The sequence below is a fragment of the Streptomyces sp. NPDC025618 genome (assembly GCF_055558795.1).
In genome coordinates this window covers 139312-164830 of record NZ_JBVHLW010000004.1, presented here as the reverse complement: position 1 = coordinate 164830, position 25519 = coordinate 139312, and the positions used below count along the sequence as shown (strand labels likewise).

The following is a 25519-nucleotide window of genomic DNA, read 5'->3' as shown; positions in this document are numbered from 1 at the left end:
GCGGTGGTCTGCAGCCTTCGACACACCCGACCGCGTGGGTCGGTGGTAGCTCCCAGGTTAGTTTTATCGTGATCGGCACACAGAAACCGGAGAAACGGTGCCTACGATCCAGCAGCTGGTCCGAAAGGGCCGGCAGGACAAGGTCGAGAAGAACAAGACGCCCGCGCTCGAGGGTTCGCCCCAGCGTCGTGGCGTCTGCACGCGTGTTTTCACGACCACCCCGAAGAAGCCGAACTCGGCGCTCCGTAAGGTCGCGCGTGTGCGTCTGACCTCCGGCATCGAGGTCACCGCTTACATTCCGGGTGAGGGCCACAACCTGCAGGAGCACTCGATCGTGCTCGTGCGCGGTGGCCGTGTGAAGGACCTGCCGGGTGTTCGCTACAAGATCATCCGCGGCTCCCTCGACACGCAGGGCGTCAAGAACCGTAAGCAGGCTCGCAGCCGCTACGGCGCCAAGAAGGAGAAGTAAGAATGCCTCGTAAGGGCCCCGCCCCGAAGCGCCCGGTCATCATCGACCCGGTCTACGGTTCTCCTCTTGTCACCTCCCTGATCAACAAGATCCTGCTGCACGGAAAGCGCTCCACCGCCGAGCGCATCGTGTACGGCGCCATGGAGGGTCTGCGCGAGAAGACCGGTAACGACCCGGTCATCACCCTCAAGCGCGCCCTCGAGAACGTCAAGCCGGCTCTCGAGGTCAAGTCCCGTCGTGTCGGTGGCGCCACCTACCAGGTGCCGGTCGAGGTCCGTCCGGGCCGCGCCTCCACCCTGGCGCTTCGCTGGGTCGTCGGTTACTCCCGCGCCCGTCGCGAGAAGACCATGACCGAGCGCCTCATGAACGAGCTCCTGGACGCCTCCAACGGTCTGGGCGCTGCGGTCAAGAAGCGTGAGGACACGCACAAGATGGCCGAGTCCAACAAGGCCTTCGCGCACTACCGCTGGTAGTCGCTACCCCCATCGAGAACCGAGAGAAGACTGAGCCATATGGCCACCACTTCGCTTGACCTGGCCAAGGTCCGCAACATCGGGATCATGGCCCACATCGACGCGGGCAAGACGACCACCACCGAGCGGATCCTGTTCTACACCGGTGTCTCGTACAAGATCGGTGAAGTCCACGACGGCGCTGCCACGATGGACTGGATGGAGCAGGAGCAGGAGCGCGGCATCACGATCACGTCTGCCGCGACGACCTGCCACTGGCCGCTGAACGACGTCGACCACACCATCAACATCATCGACACCCCGGGCCACGTCGACTTCACCGTCGAGGTGGAGCGTTCGCTGCGCGTCCTCGACGGTGCCGTGACGGTGTTCGACGGCGTTGCCGGTGTTGAGCCCCAGTCCGAGACCGTGTGGCGTCAGGCGGACCGCTACGGCGTTCCGCGTATCTGCTTCGTCAACAAGCTCGACCGCACCGGTGCCGAGTTCCACCGCTGCGTCGACATGATCGTCGACCGCCTCGGTGCGGTTCCGCTGGTCATGCAGCTGCCGATCGGTGCCGAGGCCGACTTCAAGGGCGTGGTCGACCTCGTCCAGATGAAGGCGCTGGTCTGGTCCGCCGAGGCCGCCAAGGGCGAGATGTACGACGTCGTCGACATCCCGGCCACGCACACCGAGGCTGCCGAGGAATGGCGCGGCAAGCTCCTCGAGGGCGTCGCCGAGCACGACGACGAGATGATGGAGCTGTTCCTCGAGGGCAAGGAGCCCACCGAGGACCAGCTGATGGCCGCCATCCGTCGCATCACGCTGGCCTCCCGCGGCGGCGCCGACTCCGTCACCGTCACCCCGGTGTTCTGTGGCACCGCGTTCAAGAACAAGGGCGTTCAGCCCCTGCTCGACGCGGTCGTGCGCTACCTGCCGTCGCCGCTGGACATCGAGGCTGTTGAGGGCCACGCCGTCAACAACCCCGACGAGGTCGTCAAGCGCAAGCCGTCCGACGACGAGCCGTTCGCCGGTCTCGCCTTCAAGATCATGAGCGACCCGCACCTCGGCAAGCTCACCTTCGTCCGGGTTTACTCGGGCCGCATGGAGACCGGCACCCAGGTGCAGAACTCCGTGAAGGGCAAGAAGGAGCGCATCGGCAAGATCTACCGCATGCACGCGAACAAGCGTGAGGAGATCGAGTCGGTGGGTGCCGGTGACATCGTCGCCGTCATGGGTCTGAAGCAGACCACCACCGGTGAGACCCTCTGTGACGCGGGCAAGCCGGTCATCCTCGAGTCCATGGACTTCCCGGCCCCGGTGATCCAGGTCGCCATCGAGCCGAAGTCCAAGGGCGACCAGGAGAAGCTGGGTGTCGCCATCCAGCGTCTCGCCGAGGAGGACCCGTCCTTCCAGGTCCACACGGACGAGGAGACGGGCCAGACCATCATCGCGGGTATGGGCGAGCTGCACCTCGACGTGCTGGTCGACCGTATGCGCCGTGAGTTCCGCGTCGAGGCGAACGTCGGCAAGCCGCAGGTCGCGTACCGCGAGACGATCCGCAAGGCCGTCGAGCGTATCGACTACACGCACAAGAAGCAGACTGGTGGTTCCGGCCAGTTCGCCAAGGTGCAGATGGCCATCGAGCCCCTCGAGGGCGATGGCTACGAGTTCGAGAACAAGGTCACCGGTGGCCGTATCCCGCGGGAGTACATCCCGTCCGTGGACGCGGGTTGCCAGGAGGCCATGGAGTTCGGCGTGCTGGCCGGCTACCCGCTGACCGGCGTGAAGGTGACGCTGCTCGACGGCGCCTACCACGACGTCGACTCGTCCGAACTCGCCTTCAAGATCGCCGGTTCCATGGCGTTCAAGGAGGGTGCTCGCAAGGCGTCCCCGGCTCTGCTCGAGCCGATGATGTCCGTCGAGGTCACCACCCCCGAGGACTACATGGGCGATGTGATCGGTGACATCAACTCCCGCCGTGGCCAGATCCAGGCCATGGAGGACCGTCACGGCGCCAAGCTCGTCAAGGGCCTGGTTCCGCTGTCGGAGATGTTCGGCTACGTCGGAGACCTCCGCAGCAAGACTTCGGGTCGCGCAAGCTACTCGATGCAGTTCGACTCCTACGCCGAGGTTCCGCGGAACGTCGCCGAGGAGATCATCGCGAAGGCCAAGGGCGAGTAACCGCGTCTCCGCACGCAAAGCTCACGCTTTAGGCTTTACACCGACTGTCGGGGCATGCCACCGCGTAACGTGAGGAACGTGTTCCTTTCGATGCGTGGCGGATGCCCCGGCGGACGGCACCCCAGCAAAGATCACCTGGCGCCGATGAGTAAGGCGTACAGAACCACTCCGTAGGAGGACCCAGTGGCGAAGGCGAAGTTCGAGCGGACTAAGCCGCACGTCAACATCGGCACCATCGGTCACGTCGACCACGGTAAGACCACTCTTACCGCGGCGATCACCAAGGTGCTGCACGACGCGTACCCCGAGCTGAACCCCTTCACGCCGTTCGACGAGATCGACAAGGCGCCCGAAGAGCGTCAGCGTGGTATCACGATCTCGATCGCTCACGTTGAGTACCAGACCGAGTCGCGTCACTACGCCCACGTCGACTGCCCCGGTCACGCGGACTACATCAAGAACATGATCACCGGTGCCGCCCAGATGGACGGCGCGATCCTCGTGGTCGCCGCGACCGACGGTCCGATGCCGCAGACCAAGGAGCACGTGCTCCTGGCCCGCCAGTCCGGCGTTCCGTACATCGTCGTCGCCCTGAACAAGGCCGACATGGTGGACGACGAGGAGATCCTGGAGCTCGTCGAGCTCGAGGTCCGTGAGCTCCTCAACGAGTACGAGTTCAACGGCGACGACGCTCCGGTCGTCCAGGTCTCGGCGCTCAAGGCGCTCGAGGGCGACAAGGAGTGGGGCGAGAAGCTCCTCGGCCTGATGAAGGCCGTCGACGAGAACATCCCGCAGCCCGAGCGTGACGTCGACAAGCCGTTCCTGATGCCGATCGAGGACGTCTTCACGATCACCGGTCGTGGCACCGTCGTCACCGGTCGTATCGAGCGTGGTGTCCTGAAGGTCAACGAGACCGTCGACATCATCGGCATCAAGACCGAGAAGACCACCACCACGGTCACCGGCATCGAGATGTTCCGCAAGCTGCTCGACGAGGGCCAGGCCGGTGAGAACGTCGGTCTGCTCCTCCGTGGCATCAAGCGCGAGGACGTCGAGCGCGGCCAGTGCATCATCAAGCCGGGTTCGGTCACGCCGCACACCGAGTTCGAGGCCACGGCGTACATCCTGTCGAAGGACGAGGGTGGCCGTCACACCCCGTTCTTCAACAACTACCGTCCGCAGTTCTACTTCCGTACGACTGACGTGACCGGTGTTGTGACCCTCAAGGAGGGCACGGAGATGGTCATGCCCGGCGACAACGCCGAGATGTCCGTCTCCCTGATCCAGCCCGTCGCCATGGAGGAGGGCCTGCGCTTCACCATCCGTGAGGGCGGCCGCACCGTCGGCGCCGGCCAGGTCACCAAGATCAACAAGTAAGTCCTCTTGCTTGAAGGTCTGACCTAGACGGTCAGGAAGGGCCCGCACATCTTCGGATGTGCGGGCCCTTTCGTCTGTCCGCGGCCGGGTGCTCACGCCTTGTCGTACGGCAGGATCTGCCGCAGCAGACCCCGGGGGTGGCCGCGGCGGCGCCACTCGCGCGGGTAGCCGATCGAGACCTCCTCGAAGCGGACGCCGTCGTACCAGGTGGTGCGGGGGATGTGCAGATGGCCGTAGACGACGGCCGCCGTGGGGAAGCGCCGGTGCCAGTCGCGGGTCAGCGCGGTGCCGCACCACTGCGCGAACTCGGGGTACGTCAGGACGTCCGTGGGCTCGCGCACCAGCGGCCAGTGGCTGACCAGGACCAGCGGCACCGACGGGTCGTGCGCGGCCAGCCGGGCCTCGGTGGCGGCCACCCGGGCGCGGCACCAGTCGTCGGCCGCCGGATAGGGCTCCGGGTGCAGGAGGTACTCGTCCGTGCACACGATGCCCGCCGCGTGCGCCTGTTCCAGGGATTCCCGCTTGGAGGCCGCGGTGGGGGTGCGGAAGCTGTAGTCGTAGAGCGTGAACAGCGGGGCGACGGCCACCGGCCCGCCCTCGCCCTCCCACACCGGATACGGGTCCTCGGGCGTGGCCACGCCGAGGCGGCGGCAGAGCCCGACGAGGTGCTCGTAGCGCGCCTGGCCGCGCAGGGCCACCGGGTCGCCCGGGGGAGTCCACAGCTCGTGGTTGCCCGGCGCCCAGATCACCTTGGCGAAGCGGGCGGCGAGCAGCGTCAGGGCCCGCTCGACGTCGGCGGCCTCCTCGGCGACGTCCCCGGCCACGATCAGCCAGTCGTCGTCCGTGCCGGGCCGCAGGGACTCCATGATCGGTACGTTGTCGGCCATGCCGATGTGCAGGTCGCTGACGGCGAGGAGCCGTCCGTTCGCGGGTGGTCCGGGAGTCGTCGACGGCATCGTCGCAACGTAGCAAGGGCGTCCGCGCCCGGCAGCGATCCACGTCATGGCGTGGAATCGCTCGTACTGGGGAAAGGCGGCGCCCCCGGAGGGTGAATTCCGGGGGCGGTGGGCGGCCTGTCCGTCAGCTGTTCCCGGGGCGCCAGACCCAGGGGCTCGCGTCCGTGCCCATGGCCACCACGCACAGCTGGTGGCCGGCGTCGGTGAGCACCGCCGCGGTTCCCACGGCGACCTGGTCGGGCGCGGTGCGGGGCGAGGCGTCGCCGGAGCCGGCGTCGACCACCTGGAGCTTGCCGTCGACGGCCCGGCCGAGGACGGTCACGGTGTCGCCGCCGCGTACGGCCAGGGTGTGGGCGTCGAGCGGGCCGTAGCCCGGGAACTCCTTGAGCTCGGTGGTGGCGACGTCGTCGGAGCCCGGCTTGAAGCGGTATACGGACGGCTGGACGGCCTCAGGGGTGCGGTAGACGACCGCGAGCCGCCCGTCCGGGTCCAGCGTGGCGCCGGGGAGCCCGCCGGGCTGGGGGAGGCCCTTGAGGGGCATCGCGCGGACCGGCTTGTCCGGCGCGTCCTGGCTCCAGTGGTGCACGGTGTCCCGGCCCGTGCCGAAGACGTGCACGCGCTTGTCCTGGTCCAGGGTGACCGTCAGGCCGTCCTGGATCTCCTGGCCGTGCAGGCTCTGCCACTTGCCCCACGTGCCGTCGGCCTCGCGGACGCGGCTGGAGACGCCCTTGCCGGCGTTGCGGACGAAGAGGTGCACCCGGCCGTCCGGGGTGGCGATCGCGGCGGGCATGCCGAGGCGGCGGCCGCGGTCGGCCTTGTGCTCGGGGTTGCCGAGCGGCTTCCAGTCCTTGAAGGCGCCGTCGGGGGAGCCCTGCTCCGCCACGACGATCTCGCGGGTGTCCGGCCGCCCCTGGCCCGCCAGGGCCGAGAACCGCAGGCCGAACAGCAGCCGCCGCCCGGCGCTGTCCTTGACGGAGGCCAGGGCGGGGGCGAGGGGGCCGCCGCCGAGGTTCTGCGGGTCGCCCCAGCGGCCGCTGCCCGCGGAGGTCTCCTGCCAGCGCACCGCCTGCATGCCGAGCACGCCGTACGCCACCAGCCGGCCCGACCTGTCGGTGTCCGGGGCCGTCGTGGCGCCCTCGTAGCGGTAGTGGGTGGAGCGGATCCAGCCCTTGCGGTTCTTCATCGGGCGGTCGCCGCCCTGGCCGTAGTCGCCGCAGCCCGCGGGGTTGCCGCACTCCCACGTGGGATCGCCGCCGTACGCCTCCACCAGGCGGTGCTTCTGCTCCACGACCTCGGGGGGCAGGTTGTGCGGCCAGCGCTGGTTGTAGTAGCCGCGGAAGGCCGTGGTCACGAAGCGCGGGGTGTGCCCGTCACGCTTCGTGGCGTCGGCGACCCACTGCGACATCGCCTTCCAGGTGAAGAGCGCGGTCGGCGTGTGGTCGCGGTGGTCCGAGCAGGCGCCGTAGTCGTTGTCCTTGGGGTGCGTGGCGTCGTGGACCTGGTAGTCGGGGTCCGGGTCCATCGTGTGGATCACGGACGGCTTGAAGCGGTCCATGATCGTGGCCAGCGTGTCCACCAGCGTGCCGTGGGTGTACTTGCTCACCGTGGTGCACGGCGAGCCCGTGGCGACCAGGCTCTGCATCTCGGCGGACGGGCGCTCCCACAGCAGCGGCAGGCGCATCTCGTGGGCGGAGAGCATGGCGATGTTGAGGAAGATCAGCTGGGCGCGGCGGTCGCCGTGGGACAGCTCGTCGGTCTCCGCCTTGACGCCGTTGCCCAGGTCCAGGACGGACTTCTTCCAGCCCGTGAACTTGTCGGCGCCCAGCATCTCGGCGTACGCCTGGCGGAGGCCCTGGTGGCGGGCCGAGGAGTAGGCGGCCTTGTCGGGCTTGCCCTTGGGCATGCCCTCGATCCAGTTCTGGCCCACGGCCTCGCCGGCCGTCACATAGACCGAGACGACGGGCACCCCGGACTCCACGATGTGCAGGGCGTCGGGGTTCATGAAGAACAGGTCGTCGTCGGGGTGCGCCATGATCTGGAGCAGCAGGGGGTTCTTCACGCCGTTGAACGACTGCGTGGCATGGGGATCCACCGCCCTGATCGGGCTCGCGGACGCCTTGGGCTTCTTGGCGCCCCCGCCGCCGCTGCACCCCGCCGCGACCGCCAGGGAGGTGGTGGCCAGGCCGGCGAGCGCGGTCCGGCGGGATATCACCATGCGCTGTGAGGTGTTCAACTAAGCGACTCCGTCTCGTTGTGCAGCACGCAGTCCCCGGCTGCCCCAGCGTGTTAGGGGACGTGATGGGGATCGCGTGGGTTGCTCAAGACCACGGCAAACCACGGCAAAGGCGGGTAAGGCCAAGGTGGCCCAGGGTGCCGGCGCGACGGTCGGGCCGGCTGACCGCTGGTGGGCGGCCTGGGCCTACGCGACCATAGTGTCCCGTATGTCGGCGAGGTGGTTTGACAACTGAGCCGGTCGGGGTACCTTCTTCGGCTGCGATTGGCGCCCCTTCGGGGGCGTATGGCACACTGTTCAGGTTGCTCGGTTGTGAGCTGATGTTTGCGCGCCTCCCGCCGGGAGGACTGGAAGCGAGTCCCGCAGTACTCGTCACCTCTTCTCAGGGGTGGAAGTACGGGAATCTTCCGGGAAGCGTTGACGCGGCCCCGGCCAGGCACTCGGTGGGTGTCCTTCCCCCACATCCCCCTTCGTAAGGGATTTTCCTTTGGGAAAGTTTCCGGAAGGGGGGCGACACGCCCGACCGCGTGGGTCGGAGGAGGGGCGGCGCCTCGCAAGAGGCGCAGCACACCGAGTCCCAGAGCGTTACGAGAGACAGGACTACGAAGTAGCCATGGCGGGACAGAAGATCCGCATCCGGCTCAAGGCCTACGACCACGAGGTCATCGACTCCTCGGCGAAGAAGATCGTCGAGACGGTGACCCGCACTGGTGCGTCGGTCGCAGGCCCGGTGCCGCTGCCCACTGAGAAGAACGTGTACTGCGTCATCAAGTCGCCGCACAAGTACAAGGACTCGCGCGAGCACTTCGAGATGCGCACGCACAAGCGCCTCATCGACATCCTCGACCCCACGCCGAAGACGGTTGACTCGCTCATGCGCCTCGACCTGCCGGCGGGCGTCGACATCGAGATCAAGCTCTGAGGTGACGCGCGAGATGGCTAAGAACATTAAGGGCGTCCTGGGCGAGAAGCTCGGCATGACCCAGGTCTGGGACGAGAACAACCGGGTCGTCCCGGTGACCGTCGTCAAGGCCGGGCCCTGTGTCGTCACCCAGGTCCGCACCAACGACAGCGACGGCTACGAGTCGGTCCAGATCGCCTTCGGCGAGATCGACCCGCGCAAGGTGAACAAGCCCCTCAAGGGTCACTTCGCCAAGGCCGACGTCACCCCGCGCCGCCACCTGGTGGAGCTGCGTACCGCTGACGCCAGCGAGTACACGCTCGGCCAGGAGATCACCGCTGCCGTGTTCGAGTCGGGCGTCAAGGTCGACGTCACCGGCAAGAGCAAGGGCAAGGGCTTCGCCGGTGTCATGAAGCGTCACAACTTCAAGGGCCTCGGCGCCGGTCACGGCACCCAGCGCAAGCACCGCTCCCCCGGTTCCATCGGTGGCTGCGCCACCCCGGGCCGCGTGTTCAAGGGCCTCCGCATGGCGGGCCGCATGGGCAACGAGCGGGTCACCACCCAGAACCTGACCGTCCACGCCGTTGACGCGGAGAAGGGCCTGCTCCTGATCAAGGGCGCGGTTCCTGGTCCGAACGGCGGCCTCGTCCTGGTCCGTACCGCGGCCAAGGGGGCCTGAGGTAACGATGAGCACCATTGACATCCTTTCGCCGGCAGGCGACAAGGCCGGGACCGTCGAGCTCCCCACGGAGATCTTCGACGCGAAGGTCAGCATTCCGCTGATCCACCAGGTCGTCGTCGCGCAGCTGGCCGCTGCCCGTCAGGGCACGCACAAGACCAAGACCCGCGGTGAGGTCCGAGGCGGCGGCAAGAAGCCGTACCGCCAGAAGGGCACCGGTCGCGCCCGTCAGGGTTCGACCCGCGCGCCGCAGTTCGCCGGTGGTGGCGTCGTGCACGGTCCCGTGCCGCGTGACTACTCGCAGCGGACCCCGAAGAAGATGAAGGCCGCCGCCCTGCGCGGTGCCCTCACCGACCGGGCGCGCCACTCCCGCATCCACGTCGTCTCCGGCGTGGTCGAGGGTGCCGCTTCCACCAAGGCCGCCAAGACGCTGTTCGGCAAGATCTCGGAGCGCAAGAACCTGCTCCTGGTCGTCGACCGCGCCGACGAGGCCGCGTGGCTGTCCGCCCGCAACCTGCCCCAGGTCCACATCCTGGAGCCGGGTCAGCTGAACACGTACGACGTGCTCGTCTCGGACGACGTGGTCTTCACCAAGGCTGCCTTCGAGTCCTTCGTGGCCGCGAAGACGGCCGGCGAGCTCGAAGGGAGCGACGCCTGATGAGCGAGGCGACTGTCGCCGTGGTCACCAGCAAGACCTACACGGACCCCCGTGACATCCTGGTCAAGCCGGTGGTCTCGGAGAAGAGCTACGCGCTTCTCGACGAGAACAAGTACACGTTCATCGTCGACCCGCGCGCGAACAAGACCCAGATCAAGCAGGCCGTCGAGGCGGTCTTCTCGGTCAAGGTCACCGGGGTCAACACGATCAACCGTCAGGGTAAGCGCAAGCGCACCAAGACCGGTTTCGGCAAGCGCGCCAACACCAAGCGCGCCATCGTGACCCTCGCCGAGGGCGACCGTATCGACATCTTCGGCGGCCCGGTCTCCTAACGGAGTCCGAGTCGTCCGGAATCGGACGAGGACTGAGAAATGGGTATCCGCAAGTACAAGCCGACGACCCCGGGCCGTCGTGGCTCCAGCGTCGCCGACTTTGTCGAGATCACGCGGTCCACGCCGGAGAAGTCGCTGGTCCGCCCCCTGCACAGCAAGGGCGGCCGTAACAACGCCGGTCGTGTGACCGTTCGCCACCAGGGTGGTGGCCACAAGCGCGCCTACCGCGTGATCGACTTCCGTCGTCACGACAAGGACGGCGTGCCGGCCAAGGTCGCTCACATCGAGTACGACCCGAACCGCACCGCGCGCATCGCGCTGCTGCACTACGCAGACGGCGAGAAGCGCTACATCATCGCCCCCGCGAAGCTCCAGCAGGGTGACCGGATCGAGAACGGCCCCAAGGCCGACATCAAGCCGGGCAACAACCTTCCGCTGCGCAGCATCCCGGTCGGTACCACGATCCACGCGATCGAGCTCCGCCCCGGTGGCGGCGCCAAGTTCGCCCGCTCTGCCGGTTCGTCCGTGCAGCTGCTGGCGAAGGAGGGCCAGTACGCCCACCTGCGCATGCCGTCCGGCGAGGTCCGCCTGGTCGACGTCCGCTGCCGCGCCACTGTCGGCGAGGTCGGCAACGCCGAGCAGTCGAACATCAACTGGGGCAAGGCCGGCCGTATGCGCTGGAAGGGCGTTCGCCCGACCGTGCGTGGTGTGGCGATGAACCCGGTCGACCACCCGCACGGTGGTGGTGAGGGCAAGACCTCCGGTGGTCGCCACCCGGTCTCCCCGTGGGGTCAGAAGGAGGGTCGTACTCGTTCTCCCAAGAAGGCGAGCAACAAGTACATCGTCCGCCGCCGCAAGACGAACAAGAAGCGCTAGGAGCGGGTTTAGATGCCGCGTAGTCTCAAGAAGGGACCCTTCGTCGACGCCCACCTCATCAAGAAGGTGGACGCTCAGAACGAAGCCGGTACCAAGAACGTCATCAAGACCTGGTCCCGTCGCTCCATGATCGTGCCGGCCATGCTGGGCCACACGCTCGCGGTGCACAACGGCAAGACGCACGTCCCGGTGTTCGTCACCGAGTCGATGGTCGGCCACAAGCTCGGCGAGTTCTCGCCGACCCGCACCTTCCGCGGCCACGTCAAGGACGACCGCAAGTCGAAGCGCCGCTAAGGCGGGGTGTGAACGACTATGACTGACACCGAAGGGACAACCATGGAAGCCAGGGCCCAGGCGCGGTACATCCGCGTCACGCCCATGAAGGCCCGCCGCGTGGTGGACCTCATCCGTGGCATGGATGCCACGGAGGCTCAGGCGGTCCTGCGTTTCGCCCCGCAGGCCGCGAGCGTGCCGGTTGGCAAGGTGCTGGACAGCGCCATCGCCAACGCTGCACACAACTACGACCACACCGACGCCTCTTCGCTGGTCATCAGCGAGGCGTACGTCGACGAGGGCCCGACCCTGAAGCGGTTCCGTCCGCGTGCCCAGGGCCGTGCCTACCGGATCCGCAAGCGGACCAGCCACATCACCGTGGTCGTCAGCAGCAAGGAAGGAACCCGGTAATGGGCCAGAAGGTTAACCCGCACGGGTTCCGCCTCGGCATCACCACGGACTTCAAGTCCCGCTGGTACGCCGACAAGCTGTACAAGGACTACGTCAAGGAAGACGTTGCCATTCGTCGCATGATGACGAAGGGCATGGAGCGCGCCGGTATCTCGAAGGTTGAGATCGAGCGCACCCGCGACCGCGTCCGCGTCGACATCCACACCGCTCGTCCGGGCATCGTCATCGGCCGCCGCGGCGCCGAGGCCGACCGCATCCGCGGCGAGCTGGAGAAGCTGACCGGCAAGCAGGTTCAGCTGAACATCCTCGAGGTCAAGAACCCCGAGGTGGACGCTCAGCTGGTGGCCCAGGCCGTCGCCGAGCAGCTGTCCTCCCGCGTCTCCTTCCGTCGCGCCATGCGTAAGAGCATGCAGTCGACGATGAAGGCCGGCGCCAAGGGCATCAAGATCCAGTGTGGTGGCCGTCTCGGCGGCGCCGAGATGTCCCGCTCGGAGTTCTACCGCGAGGGCCGTGTGCCCCTGCACACGCTCCGCGCGAACGTCGACTACGGCTTCTTCGAGGCCAAGACCACCTTCGGCCGCATCGGCGTGAAGGTCTGGATCTACAAGGGCGACGTCAAGAACATCGCCGAGGTCCGCGCCGAGAACGCCGCGGCGCGTGCGGGCAACCGCCCGTCCCGTGGCGGCGCCCAGGACCGCCCGGCCCGCGGTGGCCGTGGTGGCGAGCGTGGCGGCCGCGGCCGCAAGCCGCAGCAGAACGCCGCTGCCGAGGCCCCCAAGGCCGAGGCCGCTGCCGCTGCTCCGGCCGAGTCCACCGGAACGGAGGCCTGACCGACATGCTGATCCCTCGCAGGGTCAAGCACCGCAAGCAGCACCACCCGAAGCGCTCGGGCATGGCCAAGGGTGGCACCGAGCTCGCTTTCGGTGAGTACGGCATCCAGGCCCTGACCCCGGCCTACGTGACGAACCGGCAGATCGAGTCCGCTCGTATCGCCATGACCCGTCACATCAAGCGTGGCGGCAAGGTGTGGATCAACATCTACCCCGACCGCCCGCTGACGAAGAAGCCGGCCGAAACCCGCATGGGTTCCGGTAAGGGTTCTCCGGAGTGGTGGATCGCGAACGTCAAGCCCGGTCGGGTGATGTTCGAGCTGTCTTTCCCGAACGAGAAGGTTGCTCGTGAGGCGCTCACCCGCGCCGCCCACAAGCTTCCGATGAAGTGCCGCATTGTTCGGCGCGAGGCAGGTGAGTCGTGATGGCCGCTGGTATCAAGGCGACCGAGCTGCGTGAGCTGAACGACGAGGACCTCGTCGCGAAGCTCCGTGAGGCCAAGGAAGAGCTGTTCAACCTCCGCTTCCAGGCGGCGACCGGGCAGCTCGAGAACCACGGTCGGCTCAAGTCCGTCCGTAAGGACATCGCCCGGATCTACACCCTGATGCGCGAGCGCGAGCTGGGCATCGAGACGGTGGAGAGCGCCTGATGAGCGAGAAGAATGTGACTGAGACGAACGAGCGCGGCTTCCGCAAGACCCGTGAGGGTCTCGTCGTCAGCGACAAGATGGACAAGACCGTCGTCGTCGCTGTCGAGGACCGCGTCAAGCACGCGCTGTACGGCAAGGTCATCCGCCGTACGAACAAGCTCAAGGCGCACGACGAGCAGAACGCTGCCGGTGTCGGCGACCGCGTCCTCATCATGGAGACGCGTCCGCTGTCGGCGAGCAAGCGCTGGCGCATCGTCGAGATCCTCGAGAAGGCCAAGTAAGGAATTTCCCGCAAGGGAATTCCGCAATTACCGTCCGAGCGGGGTTTCCCCTCGGATAAGTTCCGCCAGGCTCGGCGTGGGGTCTCAATTCCTTGAGACCCCCGCCGGGAACCGGCAGACGATCAGGAGATAGACGTGATCCAGCAGGAGTCGCGACTTCGGGTCGCCGACAACACTGGTGCCAAGGAGATCCTTTGCATCCGTGTTCTCGGTGGCTCGGGTCGCCGCTACGCGGGCATCGGTGACGTCATCGTCGCCACCGTCAAGGACGCGATCCCCGGTGGCAACGTGAAGAAGGGTGACGTCGTCAAGGCGGTCATCGTTCGCACCGTCAAGGAGCGCCGCCGTCCCGACGGCTCGTACATCCGCTTCGACGAGAACGCGGCCGTCATCCTCAAGAACGACGGTGACCCCCGCGGCACCCGTATCTTCGGCCCCGTGGGCCGAGAGCTGCGCGAGAAGAAGTTCATGAAGATCGTCTCGCTCGCGCCGGAGGTGCTGTAACCGATGAAGATCAAGAAGGGCGACCTGGTTCAGGTCATCACCGGCAAGGACAAGGGCAAGCAGGGCAAGGTCATTCAGGCCATGCCCGCTGAGGACCGTGTTCTTGTCGAGGGTGTCAACCGGGTCAAGAAGCACACCAAGGCCGGCCAGACCGCTCGTGGTTCCAAGACCGGCGGCATCGTGACGACCGAGGCCCCCATCCACGTCAGCAACGTTCAGCTGATCGTGGAGAAGGACGGCAAGAAGGTCGTCACGCGTGTCGGTTACCGCTTCGACGACGAGGGCAACAAGATCCGCGTTGCCAAGCGCACCGGTGAGGACATCTGATGACTGCCACCACCAACGCACCGCGTCTCAAGCAGCGCTACCGTGACGAGATCGCCGGGAAGCTCCGCGAGGAGTTCTCCTACGAGAACGTCATGCAGGTCCCCGGCCTGACCAAGATCGTGGTCAACATGGGTGTGGGCGACGCCGCCCGCGACTCCAAGCTGATCGAGGGCGCCATCCGCGACCTCACCACGATCACGGGTCAGAAGCCGGCCGTGACCAAGGCCCGCAAGTCGATCGCGCAGTTCAAGCTGCGCGAGGGGCAGCCGATCGGCTGCCACGTCACCCTCCGCGGTGACCGCATGTGGGAGTTCCTGGACCGTACGCTGTCGCTCGCGCTGCCGCGCATCCGCGACTTCCGTGGTCTGTCCCCGAAGCAGTTCGACGGTCGGGGCAACTACACCTTCGGTCTCACGGAGCAGGTCATGTTCCACGAGATCGACCAGGACAAGATCGACCGCGTCCGGGGTATGGACATCACCGTGGTCACCACGGCGACCAACGACGACGAGGGTCGCGCCCTCCTTCGTCACCTCGGCTTCCCCTTCAAGGAGGCGTAAGCGAGATGGCGAAGAAGTCTCTTATTGCCAAGGCTGCCCGCAAGCCGAAGTTCGGTGTGCGCGCCTACACGCGCTGCCAGCGCTGTGGCCGTCCGCACTCCGTGTACCGCAAGTTCGGCCTGTGCCGCGTGTGCCTTCGTGAGATGGCTCACCGTGGCGAGCTGCCGGGCGTGACCAAGAGCTCCTGGTAACAACCCACTTGGGTTGACCAGGACTCTCGGTAAGCATCTGGTCGGCGGGCGCCCGCCCCACACTCCCGTAGAGTGGAAGGGTTGGGCGCCTGCCGCCCGAGACCGCCCGTGGGCGTACGCCCACTTAAAGTCGCTTACTACGCCGTAGGTCCCCGCGCCGCACCCGTCCCGACTCTGCTCGGGGAGAGGGATGGCGCAGATAGGAAACCCCGGCGAGAGAGGCCGAAGGCCAAACATGACCATGACCGATCCGATCGCAGACATGCTGACCCGTCTGCGAAACGCTAACTCGGCATACCACGACACCGTGTCGATGCCGCACAGCAAGATCAAGTCGCACATCGCGGAGATCCTCCAGCAGGAGGGCTACATCACCGGCTGGAAGGTCGAGGACGCCGAGGTCGGCAAGTCCCTGACCCTCGAGCTGAAGTTCGGCCCGAACCGCGAGCGCTCGATCGCCGGCATCAAGCGCATCTCGAAGCCGGGTCTGCGGGTCTACGCAAAGTCCACCAACCTGCCGAAGGTCCTCGGCGGCCTGGGCGTGGCGATCATCTCCACGTCCCACGGTCTCCTGACCGGCCAGCAGGCCAGCAAGAAGGGCGTGGGTGGGGAAGTCCTCGCCTACGTCTGGTAATCGGGAACGGAGGAATAGCCAATGTCGCGTATTGGACGGCTGCCCATCCAGGTTCCCGCTGGTGTGGACGTCACCATCGATGGCCGTACGGTGCACGTGAAGGGCCCCAAGGGTTCCCTCACGCACGCCGTTGCCGCGCCCATCGAGATCGCTAAGGCCGAGGACGGCACTCTTGTCGTCTCGCGTCCCAACGACGAGCGTCAGAACAAGGCCCTGCACGGCCTGTCCCGCACGCTGGTGGCGAACATGATCACCGGCGTGACCGCGGGCTACAGCAAGGCTCTCGAGATCAGCGGTGTCGGTTACCGCGTCCAGGCGAAGGGCTCCAACCTGGAGTTCGCCCTGGGCTACAGCCACCCGATCCTGATCGAGGCGCCCGAGGGCATCACCTTCAAGGTGGAGTCCCCGACCAAGCTCAGCGTCGAGGGCATCGACAAGCAGAAGGTCGGCGAGGTCGCGGCGAACATCCGCAAGCTGCGGAAGCCCGACCCGTACAAGGCCAAGGGCGTCAAGTACGCCGGCGAGGTCATCCGCCGCAAGGTCGGAAAGGCTGGTAAGTAAGCCATGGCATACGGTGTGAAGATCGCCAAGGGCGACGCTTACAAGCGTGCCGCCAAGGCCCGCCGCCATGTCCGCATTCGCAAGAACGTGTCGGGTACGGCGGAGCGTCCGCGCCTCGTCGTGACCCGCTCGAACCGCGGTATCACCGCTCAGGTCATCGACGACATCAAGGGTCACACCCTGGCGTCGGCGTCGACCCTGGACGCGTCGATCCGTGGTGGCGAGGGCGACAAGTCCGCGCAGGCCAAGCAGGTCGGTGCCCTGGTCGCCGAGCGTGCGAAGGCTGCCGGCGTCGAGACCGTCGTGTTCGACCGTGGTGGCAACAGGTACGCCGGGCGCATTGCCGCTCTGGCTGACGCCGCCCGCGAAGCCGGGCTGAAGTTCTAAGCCCCGGTTCCGGAGCTAGCGGACGTAACAGAGAGAGGTAAATCCAATGGCTGGACCCCAGCGCCGCGGAAGCGGTGCCGGTGGCGGCGAGCGGCGGGACCGGAAGGGTCGCGACGGTGGCCCTGCCGCCGAGAAGACCGCGTACGTTGAGCGCGTTGTCGCGATCAACCGCGTCGCCAAGGTTGTCAAGGGTGGTCGCCGCTTCAGCTTCACCGCGCTGGTCGTGGTGGGCGACGGTGACGGCACCGTAGGTGTCGGATACGGCAAGGCCAAGGAAGTTCCCGCGGCCATCGCCAAGGGCGTGGAAGAGGCCAAGAAGAACTTCTTCAAGGTCCCCCGCATCCAGGGCACCATCCCGCACCCGATCCAGGGCGAGAAGGCGGCCGGTGTCGTCCTGCTCAAGCCCGCGTCCCCCGGTACCGGTGTTATCGCCGGTGGCCCGGTGCGCGCGGTGCTCGAGTGCGCCGGCGTCCACGACATCCTGTCGAAGTCGCTCGGTTCGTCGAACCCGATCAACATCGTGCACGCCACGGTGGAGGCCCTCCAGGGACTGCAGCGTCCCGAGGAGATCGCCGCCCGTCGTGGTCTGCCGCTGGAGGACGTCGCCCCCGCCGCACTGCTGCGGGCGCGTGCAGGGGCGGGTGCGTAATGGCTCGCCTCAAGGTCACGCAGGTCAAGTCCTACATCGGTAGCAAGCAGAACCACCGCGACACCCTTCGTTCGCTTGGTCTCAAGCGCATGAACGACGTGGTCGTCAAGGAGGACCGTCCCGAGATCCGCGGCATGGTGCAGACCGTCCGCCACCTCGTGACGGTTGAGGAGGTCGACTGACATGGCGGAGCAGAACCCGCTGAAGGTCCACAACCTCCGGCCCGCCCCGGGCGCCAAGACCGCCAAGACCCGTGTGGGTCGTGGTGAGGCGTCCAAGGGTAAGACCGCAGGTCGTGGTACCAAGGGCACCAAGGCCCGTTACCAGGTTCCGGAGCGCTTCGAGGGTGGGCAGATGCCCCTCCACATGCGTCTCCCGAAGCTCAAGGGCTTCAAGAACCCGTTCCGCACCGAGTTCCAGGTCGTGAACCTGGACAAGCTGGCCGCGCTCTACCCGCAGGGTGGCGAGGTCACGGTGGCCGATCTGGTCGCCAAGGGTGCGGTTCGCAAGAACCAGCTCGTCAAGGTCCTGGGCCAGGGCGAGATCTCCGTGGCGCTGCAGGTGACGGTCGACGCCGTCTCCGGCTCCGCCAAGGAGAAGATTGCCGCCGCCGGCGGCACCGTCACCGAGCTCGTCTGAACTCGTTGATCTGACAACCGGGGATGTCCCAAAAGGGGCATCCCCGGTTGGTCGTTCCAAGGGGGGCACGGTCGCCGGTAAGGTGGCGTGCACTGTTAACCTCCGCGCGGCCCCTGTCCGTGCGGATTTTGACTGATATGTATTCGTCGATCCTCAAGACCGTCACCTCTCGCGTCCCGCGTGAGAGGCGCAGGAGGCACCGTGCTCACCGCGTTCGCCCGGGCGTTCAAGACGCCCGACCTGCGCAAGAAGCTGCTGTTCACGCTGGGCATCATGGTGCTCTTCAGGCTCGGTGCGCATGTACCGGTCCCGGGCGTCAGCTACTCCAACGTCCAGACGTGTATGGACCAGGCCAAGAGCGGCCAGGGCCTCTTCGGCCTCGTGAACATGTTCAGCGGTGGCGCGCTGTTGCACATCACGATCTTCGCGCTCGGGATCATGCCGTACATCACGGCAAGCATCATCCTGCAGCTGCTCACCGTGGTCATTCCCCGGCTGGAGGCCCTCAAGAAGGAGGGGCAGTCCGGGCAGGCCAAGATCACGCAGTACACGCGCTATCTGACCGTCGCGCTCGCCATCCTCCAGGGCACCGGCCTGGTGGCCACCGCGAGCAACGGCGCGCTGTTCAGCGGCTGTGCGGTCGGCAACCAGATCGTTCCGGACAAGTCCATCTTCGCCACCGCCACCATGGTCATCACCATGACCGCGGGCACCTGTCTGATCATGTGGCTCGGTGAGCTGATCACCGACCGCGGCATCGGCAACGGCATGTCCATCCTGATGTTCACGTCCATCGCGGCGGGCTTCCCGAGCGGCCTGTGGGGCATCAAGCTCCAGGGCAAGCTGATGGGCGGCTGGCTGGAGTTCGGGCTCGTCATCATCTGCGGCCTGGCCATGGTCGCGCTGGTGGTCTTCGTCGAGCAGGCCCAGCGCCGCATCCCCGTGCAGTACGCGAAGCGCATGATCGGCCGCCGGTCCTACGGCGGCACGTCGACCTACATCCCGCTCAAGGTGAACCAGGCCGGCGTGATCCCGGTCATCTTCGCCTCGTCGCTGCTGTACATCCCGGCGCTGCTGGTGCAGTTCACCGGCTCCAAGGCGGGCTGGGCGACGTGGGTCAACTCCAACCTCGTCAAGGGTGACCACCCCGTCTACATGGTCACGTACTTCCTGCTGATCGTCTTCTTCGCCTTCTTCTACGTCGCCATCTCCTTCAACCCCGAAGAAGTTGCCGACAACATGAAGAAGTATGGTGGGTTCATTCCGGGCATCCGGGCCGGTCGTCCCACCGCGGAGTACCTGAGCTACGTGCTGAATCGCATCACGTGGCCCGGCTCTCTCTACCTGGGCCTGATCGCCCTGGTGCCCACCGTGGCACTGGTCACACTCAACGCAAACCAGAACTTCCCGTTCGGGGGAACCAGCATCCTGATCATCGTGGGTGTCGGTCTGGAGACTGTGAAGCAGATCGAGAGCCAGCTTCAGCAGCGCAACTACGAAGGGTTCCTCCGCTGATGCGAATCGTCCTCGTCGGGCCGCCCGGCGCCGGCAAGGGTACGCAGGCCGCGTACCTCGCCAAGAATCTCGCGATCCCGCACATCTCGACGGGTGACCTGTTCCGGGCGAACATCAGTCAGGGCACGCCGCTCGGGCAGAAGGCGCAGGAGTACATGCGCGCCGGTCAGCTCGTGCCGGACGAGGTCACCATCGGGATGGCCAAGGACCGCATGGAGCAGGCCGACGCCGAACGCGGCTTCCTGCTGGACGGCTTCCCGCGGAATCTCGTCCAGGCCGAGGCCCTGGACGAGATCCTCAAGGCCGAGGACCTGGCGCTGGACGCCGTCCTGGACCTGGAGGTCCCGGAGGACGAGGTCGTCAAGCGGATCGCCGGCCGCCGGATCTGCCGCCGGGACAGCAGCCACGTCTTCCACGTGATCTACAACGCGCCGAAGACCGAGGGTGTCTGCGACGCCTGCGGCGGCGAGCTCTACCAGCGTGACGACGACCACGAGGACACGGTCCGTGACCGCCTCGAGGTCTACCACACGCAGACCGAGCCGATCATCGACTACTACAAGGCCCAGGGCCTCGTGGTGACGATCTCGGCGCTCGGCCCGGTCCACGAGATCACCGAGCGCGCGATGGCGGCTCTGGACCGCGCGAACGCCTGACGGACCCCGGTCCTCCCACGGCCGCGATGCCCCACCCGGCATCGCGGCCGTAGTGTTGTCCGAGCAGTTTTTTAGTTTGCGGCACCATCCGTGACGCGGCACCGAGAGAGGCAGCACCCCCATGGTGGAGATCAAGACTCCCGAGCAGATCGCGAAGATGCGCGAGGCGGGGCTGGTCGTCGCCGCCATTCACGCGGCCACCCGGGAGGCGGCCGTGCCGGGTGCGACGACCAAGGACCTGGACGAGGTCGCCCGCAAGGTGCTCGCCGAGCACGGCGCGAAGTCGAACTTCCTCGGCTACGGCGGCTTCCCCGCGACGATCTGCACCTCGGTGAACGAGGTCGTCGTCCACGGCATCCCGGACACGAAGACCGTCCTGAAGGACGGCGACATCATCTCGATCGACGCGGGCGCGATCGTGGACGGCTGGCACGGCGACGCGGCCTTCACGGCCTTCGTGGGCACCGGTCACGCTCCGGAGCTGGTCGAGCTCTCCCGGGTGACCGAGGAGTCGATGTGGGCCGGCATCGCGGCCGTGAGGAACGGCAACCGCCTGGTGGACATCTCCAAGGCCATCGAGGGCTACATCCGCCGCCAGCCCCGCCCGGCCACCGGGAAGTACGGGATCATCGAGGACTACGGCGGGCACGGCATCGGCAGCGAGATGCACATGGACCCGCACCTGCTGAACTACGTCTCGCGCAAGCGCGGCAAGGGCCCCAAGCTCGTCCCCGGCTTCTGCATCGCGATCGAGCCGATGGTGAGCCTCGGCACGGCGCGCACGCACGTCCTGGAGGACGACTGGACGGTCCTCACCGACGACCTGACCTGGTCCTCCCACTGGGAGCACTCCGTCGCCCTGACGGAGCAGGGCCCGCTGGTGCTGACGGCGGTCGACGGCGGCAAGGCGAAGCTGGCGGAGTACGGCATCACGGCCGCACCCGACCCGCTGGCTTAAGGATCTCTGCGGCTGGGCAGTCACCCCTGGATTAGTCTTTCGGGTTGCCCTGACGTAGACTGACGCGTCGGCTCTCGTGTATCCGCATGCCTGCTTTCCGCAGGTGGTGTTCGATCACGGGAGTTGATCAAGGTAGCCGATTCGAAAGGCGAAGCGTGGCCAAGAAGCAAGGTGCCATCGAGATCGAGGGCACCGTGATCGAGTCTCTGCCGAACGCAATGTTCAAGGTGGAGCTCCAGAACGGTCACAAGGTCCTCGCGCACATCAGCGGCAAGATGCGGATGCACTACATCCGCATCCTCCCGGATGACCGGGTCGTCGTGGAGCTCTCTCCCTACGACCTGACGCGTGGCCGGATCGTCTACCGCTACAAGTAGATCTTGTCGACGCCCCCTTCGCGGGGTGACGGCACTGACCCGGAGAACCTGACATCCCATGAAGGTCAAGCCGAGCGTCAAGAAGATCTGCGACAAGTGCAAGGTGATCCGCCGCCACGGCCGGGTCATGGTCATCTGCGACAACCTGCGCCACAAGCAGCGCCAGGGCTGACGCAGAACCTGCACTTCGCAGTTACTTCGCGCGACGCACAGCAACGTACATACGCAGGGCCCGTCCAGCCACGGCTGGCGACACCTCCGGCGGGGGCCGGGGACTCGGAACGTACCACCGCTCCTGATCCAGGACGGTCGGCGGTCGAGAGCGGCACTGTGGAAGACCCCCGAGAATCAACTGGAGCCATTCAATGGCACGCGTTTCCGGTGTTGACATCCCGCGTGACAAGCGCGTGGAGGTTGCACTCACCTACGTCTTCGGTATCGGCCGCACCCAGTCGCAGGCGACTCTCGCCGCGACCGGTGTGAACCCGAACACCCGCGTTCGTGACCTTCCCGAAGAGGACCTGGTCAAGATCCGCGAGTACGTGGACGCCAACCTCAAGACCGAGGGTGACCTCCGTCGCGAGATCCAGGCCGACATCCGCCGCAAGGTCGAGATCGGCTGCTACCAGGGTCTGCGTCACCGTCGTGGCCTGCCGGTCCACGGTCAGCGCACCAGCACGAACGCTCGTACCCGCAAGGGCCCGCGTCGCGCGATCGCCGGCAAGAAGAAGCCGGGCAAGAAGTAGTCCTCAGCGGACGCTCACCAGCGGTCTTCGCTGTAGGACCGATCACCTCCACTCCACAGGAGTAAGACATGCCCCCCAAGGGACGTCAGGGCGCAGCCAAGAAGGTGCGTCGCAAGGAAAAGAAGAACGTCGCTCACGGCCACGCGCACATCAAGAGCACGTTCAACAACACCATCGTTTCGATCACGGACCCGTCCGGCAACGTGATCTCCTGGGCCTCCGCCGGCCACGTCGGCTTCAAGGGCTCCCGCAAGTCCACTCCGTTCGCCGCGCAGATGGCCGCCGAGTCGGCTGCCCGTCGCGCGCAGGAGCACGGCATGCGCAAGGTTGACGTCTTCGTCAAGGGCCCGGGTTCCGGTCGCGAGACCGCCATCCGTTCGCTCCAGGCGACCGGCCTCGAGGTCGGCTCGATCCAGGACGTCACCCCCACCCCGCACAACGGCTGCCGTCCGCCGAAGCGCCGCCGCGTCTGACGCCGCCGCGTATGGCGTGACCGCTTCGCGGTTGCCTTGAGGGTCTGGGCGGTACGGCTCTTCGGAGCCGTACCGCCCGTACCCTTGTAGTACCTCAGGACATCAAATAGTGGGTGTCCATGACTGAAGGATGCTTCGCATGCTGATCGCTCAGCGCCCCTCGCTGACCGAAGAGGTCGTCGACGAGTTCCGCTCCCGGTTCGTGATCGAGCCGCTGGAGCCGGGCTTCGGCTACACCCTCGGTAACTCCCTGCGTCGTACGCTCCTCTCCTCGATTCCCGGTGCGGCGGTCACGTCCATCCGGATCGACGGGGTCCTGCACGAGTTCACCACCGTGCCGGGCGTCAAGGAGGACGTCACCGACCTCATCCTGAACATCAAGCAGCTGGTCGTCTCCTCGGAGCACGACGAGCCGGTCGTGATGTACCTGCGCAAGCAGGGTCCCGGCCTGGTCACCGCGGCGGACATCGCCCCGCCGGCCGGCGTCGAGGTGCACAACCCCGACCTGGTCCTGGCGACGCTGAACGCCAAGGGCAAGCTGGAGATGGAGCTGACCGTCGAGCGCGGTCGCGGCTACGTCTCCGCCGTCCAGAACAAGCAGGTGGGCCAGGAGATCGGCCGTATCCCGGTCGACTCCATCTACTCGCCCGTTCTGAAGGTCACCTACAAGGTCGAGGCGACCCGAGTCGAGCAGCGCACCGACTTCGACAAGCTGATCGTCGACGTCGAGACCAAGCAGGCCATGCGCCCGCGTGACGCCATGGCGTCCGCCGGTAAGACCCTGGTCGAGCTGTTCGGTCTGGCCCGCGAGCTCAACATCGACGCCGAGGGCATCGACATGGGCCCGTCCCCGACGGACGCCGCCCTGGCCGCCGACCTGGCGCTGCCGATCGAGGAGCTCGAGCTCACCGTTCGGTCCTACAACTGCCTCAAGCGCGAGGGCATCCACTCCGTGGGTGAGCTCGTCGCCCGCTCCGAGGCCGACCTGCTCGACATCCGCAACTTCGGTGCGAAGTCGATCGACGAGGTCAAGGCGAAGCTGGCCGGCATGGGCCTGGCCCTCAAGGACAGCCCGCCCGGATTCGACCCGACCGCCGCCGCCGACGCGTTCGGCGCCGACGACGACGCGGATGCCGGGTTCGTGGAGACCGAGCAGTACTGATCGGTTTTCGGCTGCGGGTCGGCTTCGGCTGGTCGCGCAGTTCCCCGCGCCCCTTCGGGGGCTCGGGTCTCCGACAGGCGACCGCCTGCTCGGATACTGACTCCGGTACCTGATACGGCCGGGGCAGACTAAAGGAGAAACACCATGCCGCGTCCCACCAAGGGTGCCCGTCTGGGCGGCGGTGCCGCGCACGAGAAGCTGATGCTGGCGAACCTCGCCAAGTCGCTCTTCGAGCACGGCCGCATCACCACCACCGAGGCCAAGGCCCGTCGCCTGCGCCCCGTGGCCGAGCGTCTGATCACCAAGGCGAAGAAGGGCGACATCCACAACCGTCGCCAGGTTCTTCAGACGATCACGGACAAGAGCATCGTCCACACGCTCTTCACCGAGATCGCTCCGCGCTTCGCCGAGCGTCCGGGTGGCTACACCCGTATCACCAAGGTCGGCAACCGTCGTGGCGACAACGCCCCGATGGCCGTGATCGAGCTCGTCGAGGGCGAGATCGCGAAGAAGGCGACCGTCGCCGAGGCCGAGGCCGCCACCAAGCGTGCGGTCAAGGAGTCCGAGGCTGCCGCCGAGGCTCCGGCCGAGGAGTCCAAGGACGCCTGACGCTCCCTCCTGGCGCCGCCGCGCAGGAGGGGCCCATCCTGGGTCCGTGAGACGGGTCCGCTCCCTCGGGGGCGGGCCCGTTCCGCGTTCTCGTGGCGCCGCAAATTCTTGAAACGAGGAACTCTCGGTGAGTGACGAAGTTGAGCCCGGCTTTGTGCGGGTGCGGCTGGATCTGTCGTACGACGGCAAGGACTTCTCCGGCTGGGCCAAGCAGCGCTCGGGCCTGCGTACCGTGCAGGGCGAGATCGAGTCCGCCCTGCGTACGGTGACGCGGTCGTCCGAGACCTATGAGCTGACGGTCGCCGGCCGTACGGACTCCGGGGTGCACGCCCGTGGCCAGGTCGCGCACGTCGACCTGCCGGCCGAGGTGTGGGCCGAGCACGAGGAGAAGCTGCTCCGCCGGCTCGCCGGACGGCTGTCGCACGATGTGCGGGTGTGGAAGGTCGCGGAGGCTCCGGCCGGTTTCAACGCGCGCTTCTCGGCGATCTGGCGGCGGTACGCCTACCGCGTGACCGATCACGTGGGCGGCGTCGATCCGCTGTTGCGCGGTCATGTCCTGTGGCACGACTGGCCGTTGGACGTCGACGCGATGAACGCCGCCTCGCGCGCGCTGCTCGGGGAGCACGACTTCGCCGCGTACTGCAAGAAGCGCGAGGGTGCGACCACCATCCGCACGCTCCAGCGGCTGAGTTGGGAGCGGGACGCCTCGGGTGTCGTCACCGCGACGGTGAAGGCCGACGCCTTCTGCCACAACATGGTGCGTTCGCTGGTGGGCGCGCTGCTGTTCGTCGGCGACGGGCACCGGCCGGTGGACTGGCCGGGCAAGGTGCTGGCCGCGGGCGTGCGCGATTCCGCGGTGCATGTCGTACGGCCGCACGGGCTGACGCTCGAAGAGGTCGGCTATCCGGCGGACTCCGAACTCGCCGCGCGCAACCGGGAGGCACGCAACAAGCGCACGCTGCCCGGGGCGGGCTGCTGCTGAAGCGCCGCGCGCGAAAGCGCCGGGCGGG

Annotated in this window: 37 protein-coding genes; 35 read left to right on the top strand and 2 right to left on the bottom strand. The window is 66.9% G+C overall.

The genetic code is table 11. The features are described from left to right. Positions 1 to 97: 97 nt before the first annotated feature. From rpsL to tuf, 4 genes are all read left to right on the top strand, one after another. Positions 98 to 469: a 30S ribosomal protein S12 gene (gene rpsL, locus ACZ4A5_RS06335; RefSeq protein WP_003948652.1), complete on the top strand. Its 372-nt coding sequence runs from the start codon at positions 98 to 100 to the stop codon at positions 467 to 469. Positions 470 to 471: 2 nt separating this feature from the next. Then, entirely contained in the window at positions 472 to 942 is a 471-nt protein-coding gene (gene rpsG / locus ACZ4A5_RS06330) for a 30S ribosomal protein S7 (protein WP_030368420.1), read from the top strand. A gap of 39 nt (positions 943 to 981) precedes the next feature. Further along, complete coding sequence (fusA, locus tag ACZ4A5_RS06325) at positions 982 to 3105, top strand: elongation factor G (RefSeq protein ID WP_467578928.1); 2124 nt, start codon at positions 982 to 984, stop codon at positions 3103 to 3105. A gap of 183 nt (positions 3106 to 3288) precedes the next feature. Further along, positions 3289 to 4482, top strand: coding sequence for an elongation factor Tu (gene tuf, locus ACZ4A5_RS06320; RefSeq protein ID WP_361521889.1), 1194 nt, complete (start codon positions 3289 to 3291; stop codon positions 4480 to 4482). Positions 4483 to 4574: 92 nt separating this feature from the next. On the opposite strand, the gene ACZ4A5_RS06315 is transcribed toward tuf, so the two are convergent. After that, positions 4575 to 5438, bottom strand: a complete 864-nt coding sequence (locus ACZ4A5_RS06315; RefSeq protein WP_467578926.1) for a metallophosphoesterase family protein — start codon at positions 5436 to 5438, stop codon at positions 4575 to 4577. A 124-nt stretch (positions 5439 to 5562) separates the two neighbouring features. Further along, positions 5563 to 7671 (bottom strand): PIG-L family deacetylase, encoded by a 2109-nt coding sequence (locus ACZ4A5_RS06310; RefSeq protein ID WP_467578924.1) that lies wholly within the window; start codon positions 7669 to 7671, stop codon positions 5563 to 5565. Between the two features lie 613 nt (positions 7672 to 8284). Between ACZ4A5_RS06310 and rpsJ the strand changes: the two genes are divergently transcribed. From rpsJ to truA, 31 genes are all read left to right on the top strand, one after another. Next, positions 8285 to 8593 (top strand): 30S ribosomal protein S10, encoded by a 309-nt coding sequence (gene rpsJ, locus ACZ4A5_RS06305; protein ID WP_003948644.1) that lies wholly within the window; start codon positions 8285 to 8287, stop codon positions 8591 to 8593. Positions 8594 to 8606: 13 nt separating this feature from the next. Further along, positions 8607 to 9251, top strand: coding sequence for a 50S ribosomal protein L3 (rplC, locus tag ACZ4A5_RS06300; RefSeq protein ID WP_086567349.1), 645 nt, complete (start codon positions 8607 to 8609; stop codon positions 9249 to 9251). Positions 9252 to 9258: 7 nt separating this feature from the next. Continuing rightward, positions 9259 to 9909: a 50S ribosomal protein L4 gene (rplD, locus tag ACZ4A5_RS06295; RefSeq protein ID WP_398868988.1), complete on the top strand. Its 651-nt coding sequence runs from the start codon at positions 9259 to 9261 to the stop codon at positions 9907 to 9909. Continuing rightward, on the top strand, positions 9909 to 10241 hold the full coding sequence (rplW, locus tag ACZ4A5_RS06290; RefSeq protein WP_116212450.1) for a 50S ribosomal protein L23: 333 nt from the start codon (positions 9909 to 9911) through the stop codon (positions 10239 to 10241). The genes rplD and rplW overlap by 1 nt, the downstream gene beginning before the upstream one ends. 39 nt (positions 10242 to 10280) lie before the next feature. Further along, entirely contained in the window at positions 10281 to 11117 is an 837-nt protein-coding gene (gene rplB / locus ACZ4A5_RS06285; protein ID WP_366003536.1) for a 50S ribosomal protein L2, read from the top strand. A 12-nt stretch (positions 11118 to 11129) separates the two neighbouring features. Continuing rightward, positions 11130 to 11411 carry a 30S ribosomal protein S19 gene (gene rpsS / locus ACZ4A5_RS06280; protein WP_351506807.1) on the top strand — a complete coding sequence of 94 codons (282 nt, stop codon included), beginning with the start codon at positions 11130 to 11132 and terminating at the stop codon, positions 11409 to 11411. A 42-nt stretch (positions 11412 to 11453) separates the two neighbouring features. Next, entirely contained in the window at positions 11454 to 11801 is a 348-nt protein-coding gene (gene rplV, locus ACZ4A5_RS06275; RefSeq protein WP_004571827.1) for a 50S ribosomal protein L22, read from the top strand. Beyond that, positions 11801 to 12631, top strand: coding sequence for a 30S ribosomal protein S3 (gene rpsC, locus ACZ4A5_RS06270; RefSeq protein WP_095580665.1), 831 nt, complete (start codon positions 11801 to 11803; stop codon positions 12629 to 12631). Before rplV ends, rpsC begins: the two co-directional genes overlap by 1 nt. A 5-nt stretch (positions 12632 to 12636) precedes the next feature. Beyond that, on the top strand, positions 12637 to 13056 hold the full coding sequence (rplP, locus tag ACZ4A5_RS06265; protein ID WP_087927565.1) for a 50S ribosomal protein L16: 420 nt from the start codon (positions 12637 to 12639) through the stop codon (positions 13054 to 13056). Further along, positions 13056 to 13280 carry a 50S ribosomal protein L29 gene (gene rpmC / locus ACZ4A5_RS06260; protein ID WP_030368408.1) on the top strand — a complete coding sequence of 75 codons (225 nt, stop codon included), beginning with the start codon at positions 13056 to 13058 and terminating at the stop codon, positions 13278 to 13280. Before rplP ends, rpmC begins: the two co-directional genes overlap by 1 nt. Continuing rightward, positions 13280 to 13561 carry a 30S ribosomal protein S17 gene (gene rpsQ / locus ACZ4A5_RS06255; protein ID WP_030026328.1) on the top strand — a complete coding sequence of 94 codons (282 nt, stop codon included), beginning with the start codon at positions 13280 to 13282 and terminating at the stop codon, positions 13559 to 13561. Before rpmC ends, rpsQ begins: the two co-directional genes overlap by 1 nt. A gap of 135 nt (positions 13562 to 13696) precedes the next feature. Then, complete coding sequence (gene rplN, locus ACZ4A5_RS06250) at positions 13697 to 14065, top strand: 50S ribosomal protein L14 (RefSeq protein ID WP_087927567.1); 369 nt, start codon at positions 13697 to 13699, stop codon at positions 14063 to 14065. A 3-nt stretch (positions 14066 to 14068) separates the two neighbouring features. Beyond that, positions 14069 to 14392 (top strand): 50S ribosomal protein L24, encoded by a 324-nt coding sequence (rplX, locus tag ACZ4A5_RS06245; RefSeq protein ID WP_361521876.1) that lies wholly within the window; start codon positions 14069 to 14071, stop codon positions 14390 to 14392. After that, positions 14392 to 14952 carry a 50S ribosomal protein L5 gene (gene rplE, locus ACZ4A5_RS06240; protein ID WP_398868989.1) on the top strand — a complete coding sequence of 187 codons (561 nt, stop codon included), beginning with the start codon at positions 14392 to 14394 and terminating at the stop codon, positions 14950 to 14952. Before rplX ends, rplE begins: the two co-directional genes overlap by 1 nt. A gap of 5 nt (positions 14953 to 14957) precedes the next feature. After that, positions 14958 to 15143 carry a type Z 30S ribosomal protein S14 gene (locus ACZ4A5_RS06235; RefSeq protein ID WP_030368403.1) on the top strand — a complete coding sequence of 62 codons (186 nt, stop codon included), beginning with the start codon at positions 14958 to 14960 and terminating at the stop codon, positions 15141 to 15143. A gap of 235 nt (positions 15144 to 15378) precedes the next feature. Then, a complete protein-coding gene (gene rpsH, locus ACZ4A5_RS06230; RefSeq protein ID WP_116212436.1) occupies positions 15379 to 15777 on the top strand; it encodes a 30S ribosomal protein S8 in 399 nt (132 codons plus the stop codon). Between the two features lie 21 nt (positions 15778 to 15798). After that, positions 15799 to 16338, top strand: coding sequence for a 50S ribosomal protein L6 (gene rplF, locus ACZ4A5_RS06225; RefSeq protein ID WP_235484794.1), 540 nt, complete (start codon positions 15799 to 15801; stop codon positions 16336 to 16338). 3 nt (positions 16339 to 16341) lie between these two features. Further along, entirely contained in the window at positions 16342 to 16725 is a 384-nt protein-coding gene (gene rplR, locus ACZ4A5_RS06220; RefSeq protein WP_366003543.1) for a 50S ribosomal protein L18, read from the top strand. 46 nt (positions 16726 to 16771) lie between these two features. Continuing rightward, positions 16772 to 17374, top strand: a complete 603-nt coding sequence (gene rpsE, locus ACZ4A5_RS06215; protein WP_467578920.1) for a 30S ribosomal protein S5 — start codon at positions 16772 to 16774, stop codon at positions 17372 to 17374. Then, positions 17374 to 17556 (top strand): 50S ribosomal protein L30, encoded by a 183-nt coding sequence (gene rpmD, locus ACZ4A5_RS06210; protein WP_030368398.1) that lies wholly within the window; start codon positions 17374 to 17376, stop codon positions 17554 to 17556. Before rpsE ends, rpmD begins: the two co-directional genes overlap by 1 nt. Before the next feature lies 1 nt (position 17557). After that, positions 17558 to 18013 carry a 50S ribosomal protein L15 gene (gene rplO, locus ACZ4A5_RS06205; protein WP_361521864.1) on the top strand — a complete coding sequence of 152 codons (456 nt, stop codon included), beginning with the start codon at positions 17558 to 17560 and terminating at the stop codon, positions 18011 to 18013. 201 nt (positions 18014 to 18214) lie between these two features. Further along, on the top strand, positions 18215 to 19528 hold the full coding sequence (secY, locus tag ACZ4A5_RS06200) for a preprotein translocase subunit SecY (RefSeq protein ID WP_361521861.1): 1314 nt from the start codon (positions 18215 to 18217) through the stop codon (positions 19526 to 19528). Continuing rightward, entirely contained in the window at positions 19528 to 20184 is a 657-nt protein-coding gene (locus ACZ4A5_RS06195) for an adenylate kinase (protein WP_467578918.1), read from the top strand. The genes secY and ACZ4A5_RS06195 overlap by 1 nt, the downstream gene beginning before the upstream one ends. Positions 20185 to 20305: 121 nt before the next feature. Further along, positions 20306 to 21142 (top strand): type I methionyl aminopeptidase, encoded by an 837-nt coding sequence (map, locus tag ACZ4A5_RS06190; protein ID WP_467578916.1) that lies wholly within the window; start codon positions 20306 to 20308, stop codon positions 21140 to 21142. A 155-nt stretch (positions 21143 to 21297) separates the two neighbouring features. Next, positions 21298 to 21519: a translation initiation factor IF-1 gene (gene infA / locus ACZ4A5_RS06185; protein ID WP_003956442.1), complete on the top strand. Its 222-nt coding sequence runs from the start codon at positions 21298 to 21300 to the stop codon at positions 21517 to 21519. A gap of 58 nt (positions 21520 to 21577) precedes the next feature. Beyond that, positions 21578 to 21691, top strand: coding sequence for a 50S ribosomal protein L36 (gene rpmJ, locus ACZ4A5_RS06180; RefSeq protein ID WP_003956441.1), 114 nt, complete (start codon positions 21578 to 21580; stop codon positions 21689 to 21691). Between the two features lie 193 nt (positions 21692 to 21884). Further along, positions 21885 to 22265: a 30S ribosomal protein S13 gene (rpsM, locus tag ACZ4A5_RS06175; RefSeq protein ID WP_030368393.1), complete on the top strand. Its 381-nt coding sequence runs from the start codon at positions 21885 to 21887 to the stop codon at positions 22263 to 22265. A 68-nt stretch (positions 22266 to 22333) separates the two neighbouring features. Beyond that, the gene (gene rpsK / locus ACZ4A5_RS06170) at positions 22334 to 22738 is read left to right on the top strand and encodes a 30S ribosomal protein S11 (RefSeq protein WP_003956432.1); all 405 of its coding nucleotides are present in this window, start codon (positions 22334 to 22336) and stop codon (positions 22736 to 22738) included. Positions 22739 to 22877: 139 nt separating this feature from the next. After that, positions 22878 to 23900 (top strand): DNA-directed RNA polymerase subunit alpha, encoded by a 1023-nt coding sequence (locus tag ACZ4A5_RS06165; protein WP_004946635.1) that lies wholly within the window; start codon positions 22878 to 22880, stop codon positions 23898 to 23900. A 144-nt stretch (positions 23901 to 24044) separates the two neighbouring features. Further along, the gene (gene rplQ, locus ACZ4A5_RS06160; protein ID WP_361521852.1) at positions 24045 to 24509 is read left to right on the top strand and encodes a 50S ribosomal protein L17; all 465 of its coding nucleotides are present in this window, start codon (positions 24045 to 24047) and stop codon (positions 24507 to 24509) included. A 127-nt stretch (positions 24510 to 24636) separates the two neighbouring features. After that, entirely contained in the window at positions 24637 to 25491 is an 855-nt protein-coding gene (gene truA, locus ACZ4A5_RS06155; RefSeq protein WP_361521849.1) for a tRNA pseudouridine(38-40) synthase TruA, read from the top strand. Positions 25492 to 25519: the final 28 nt, after the last annotated feature.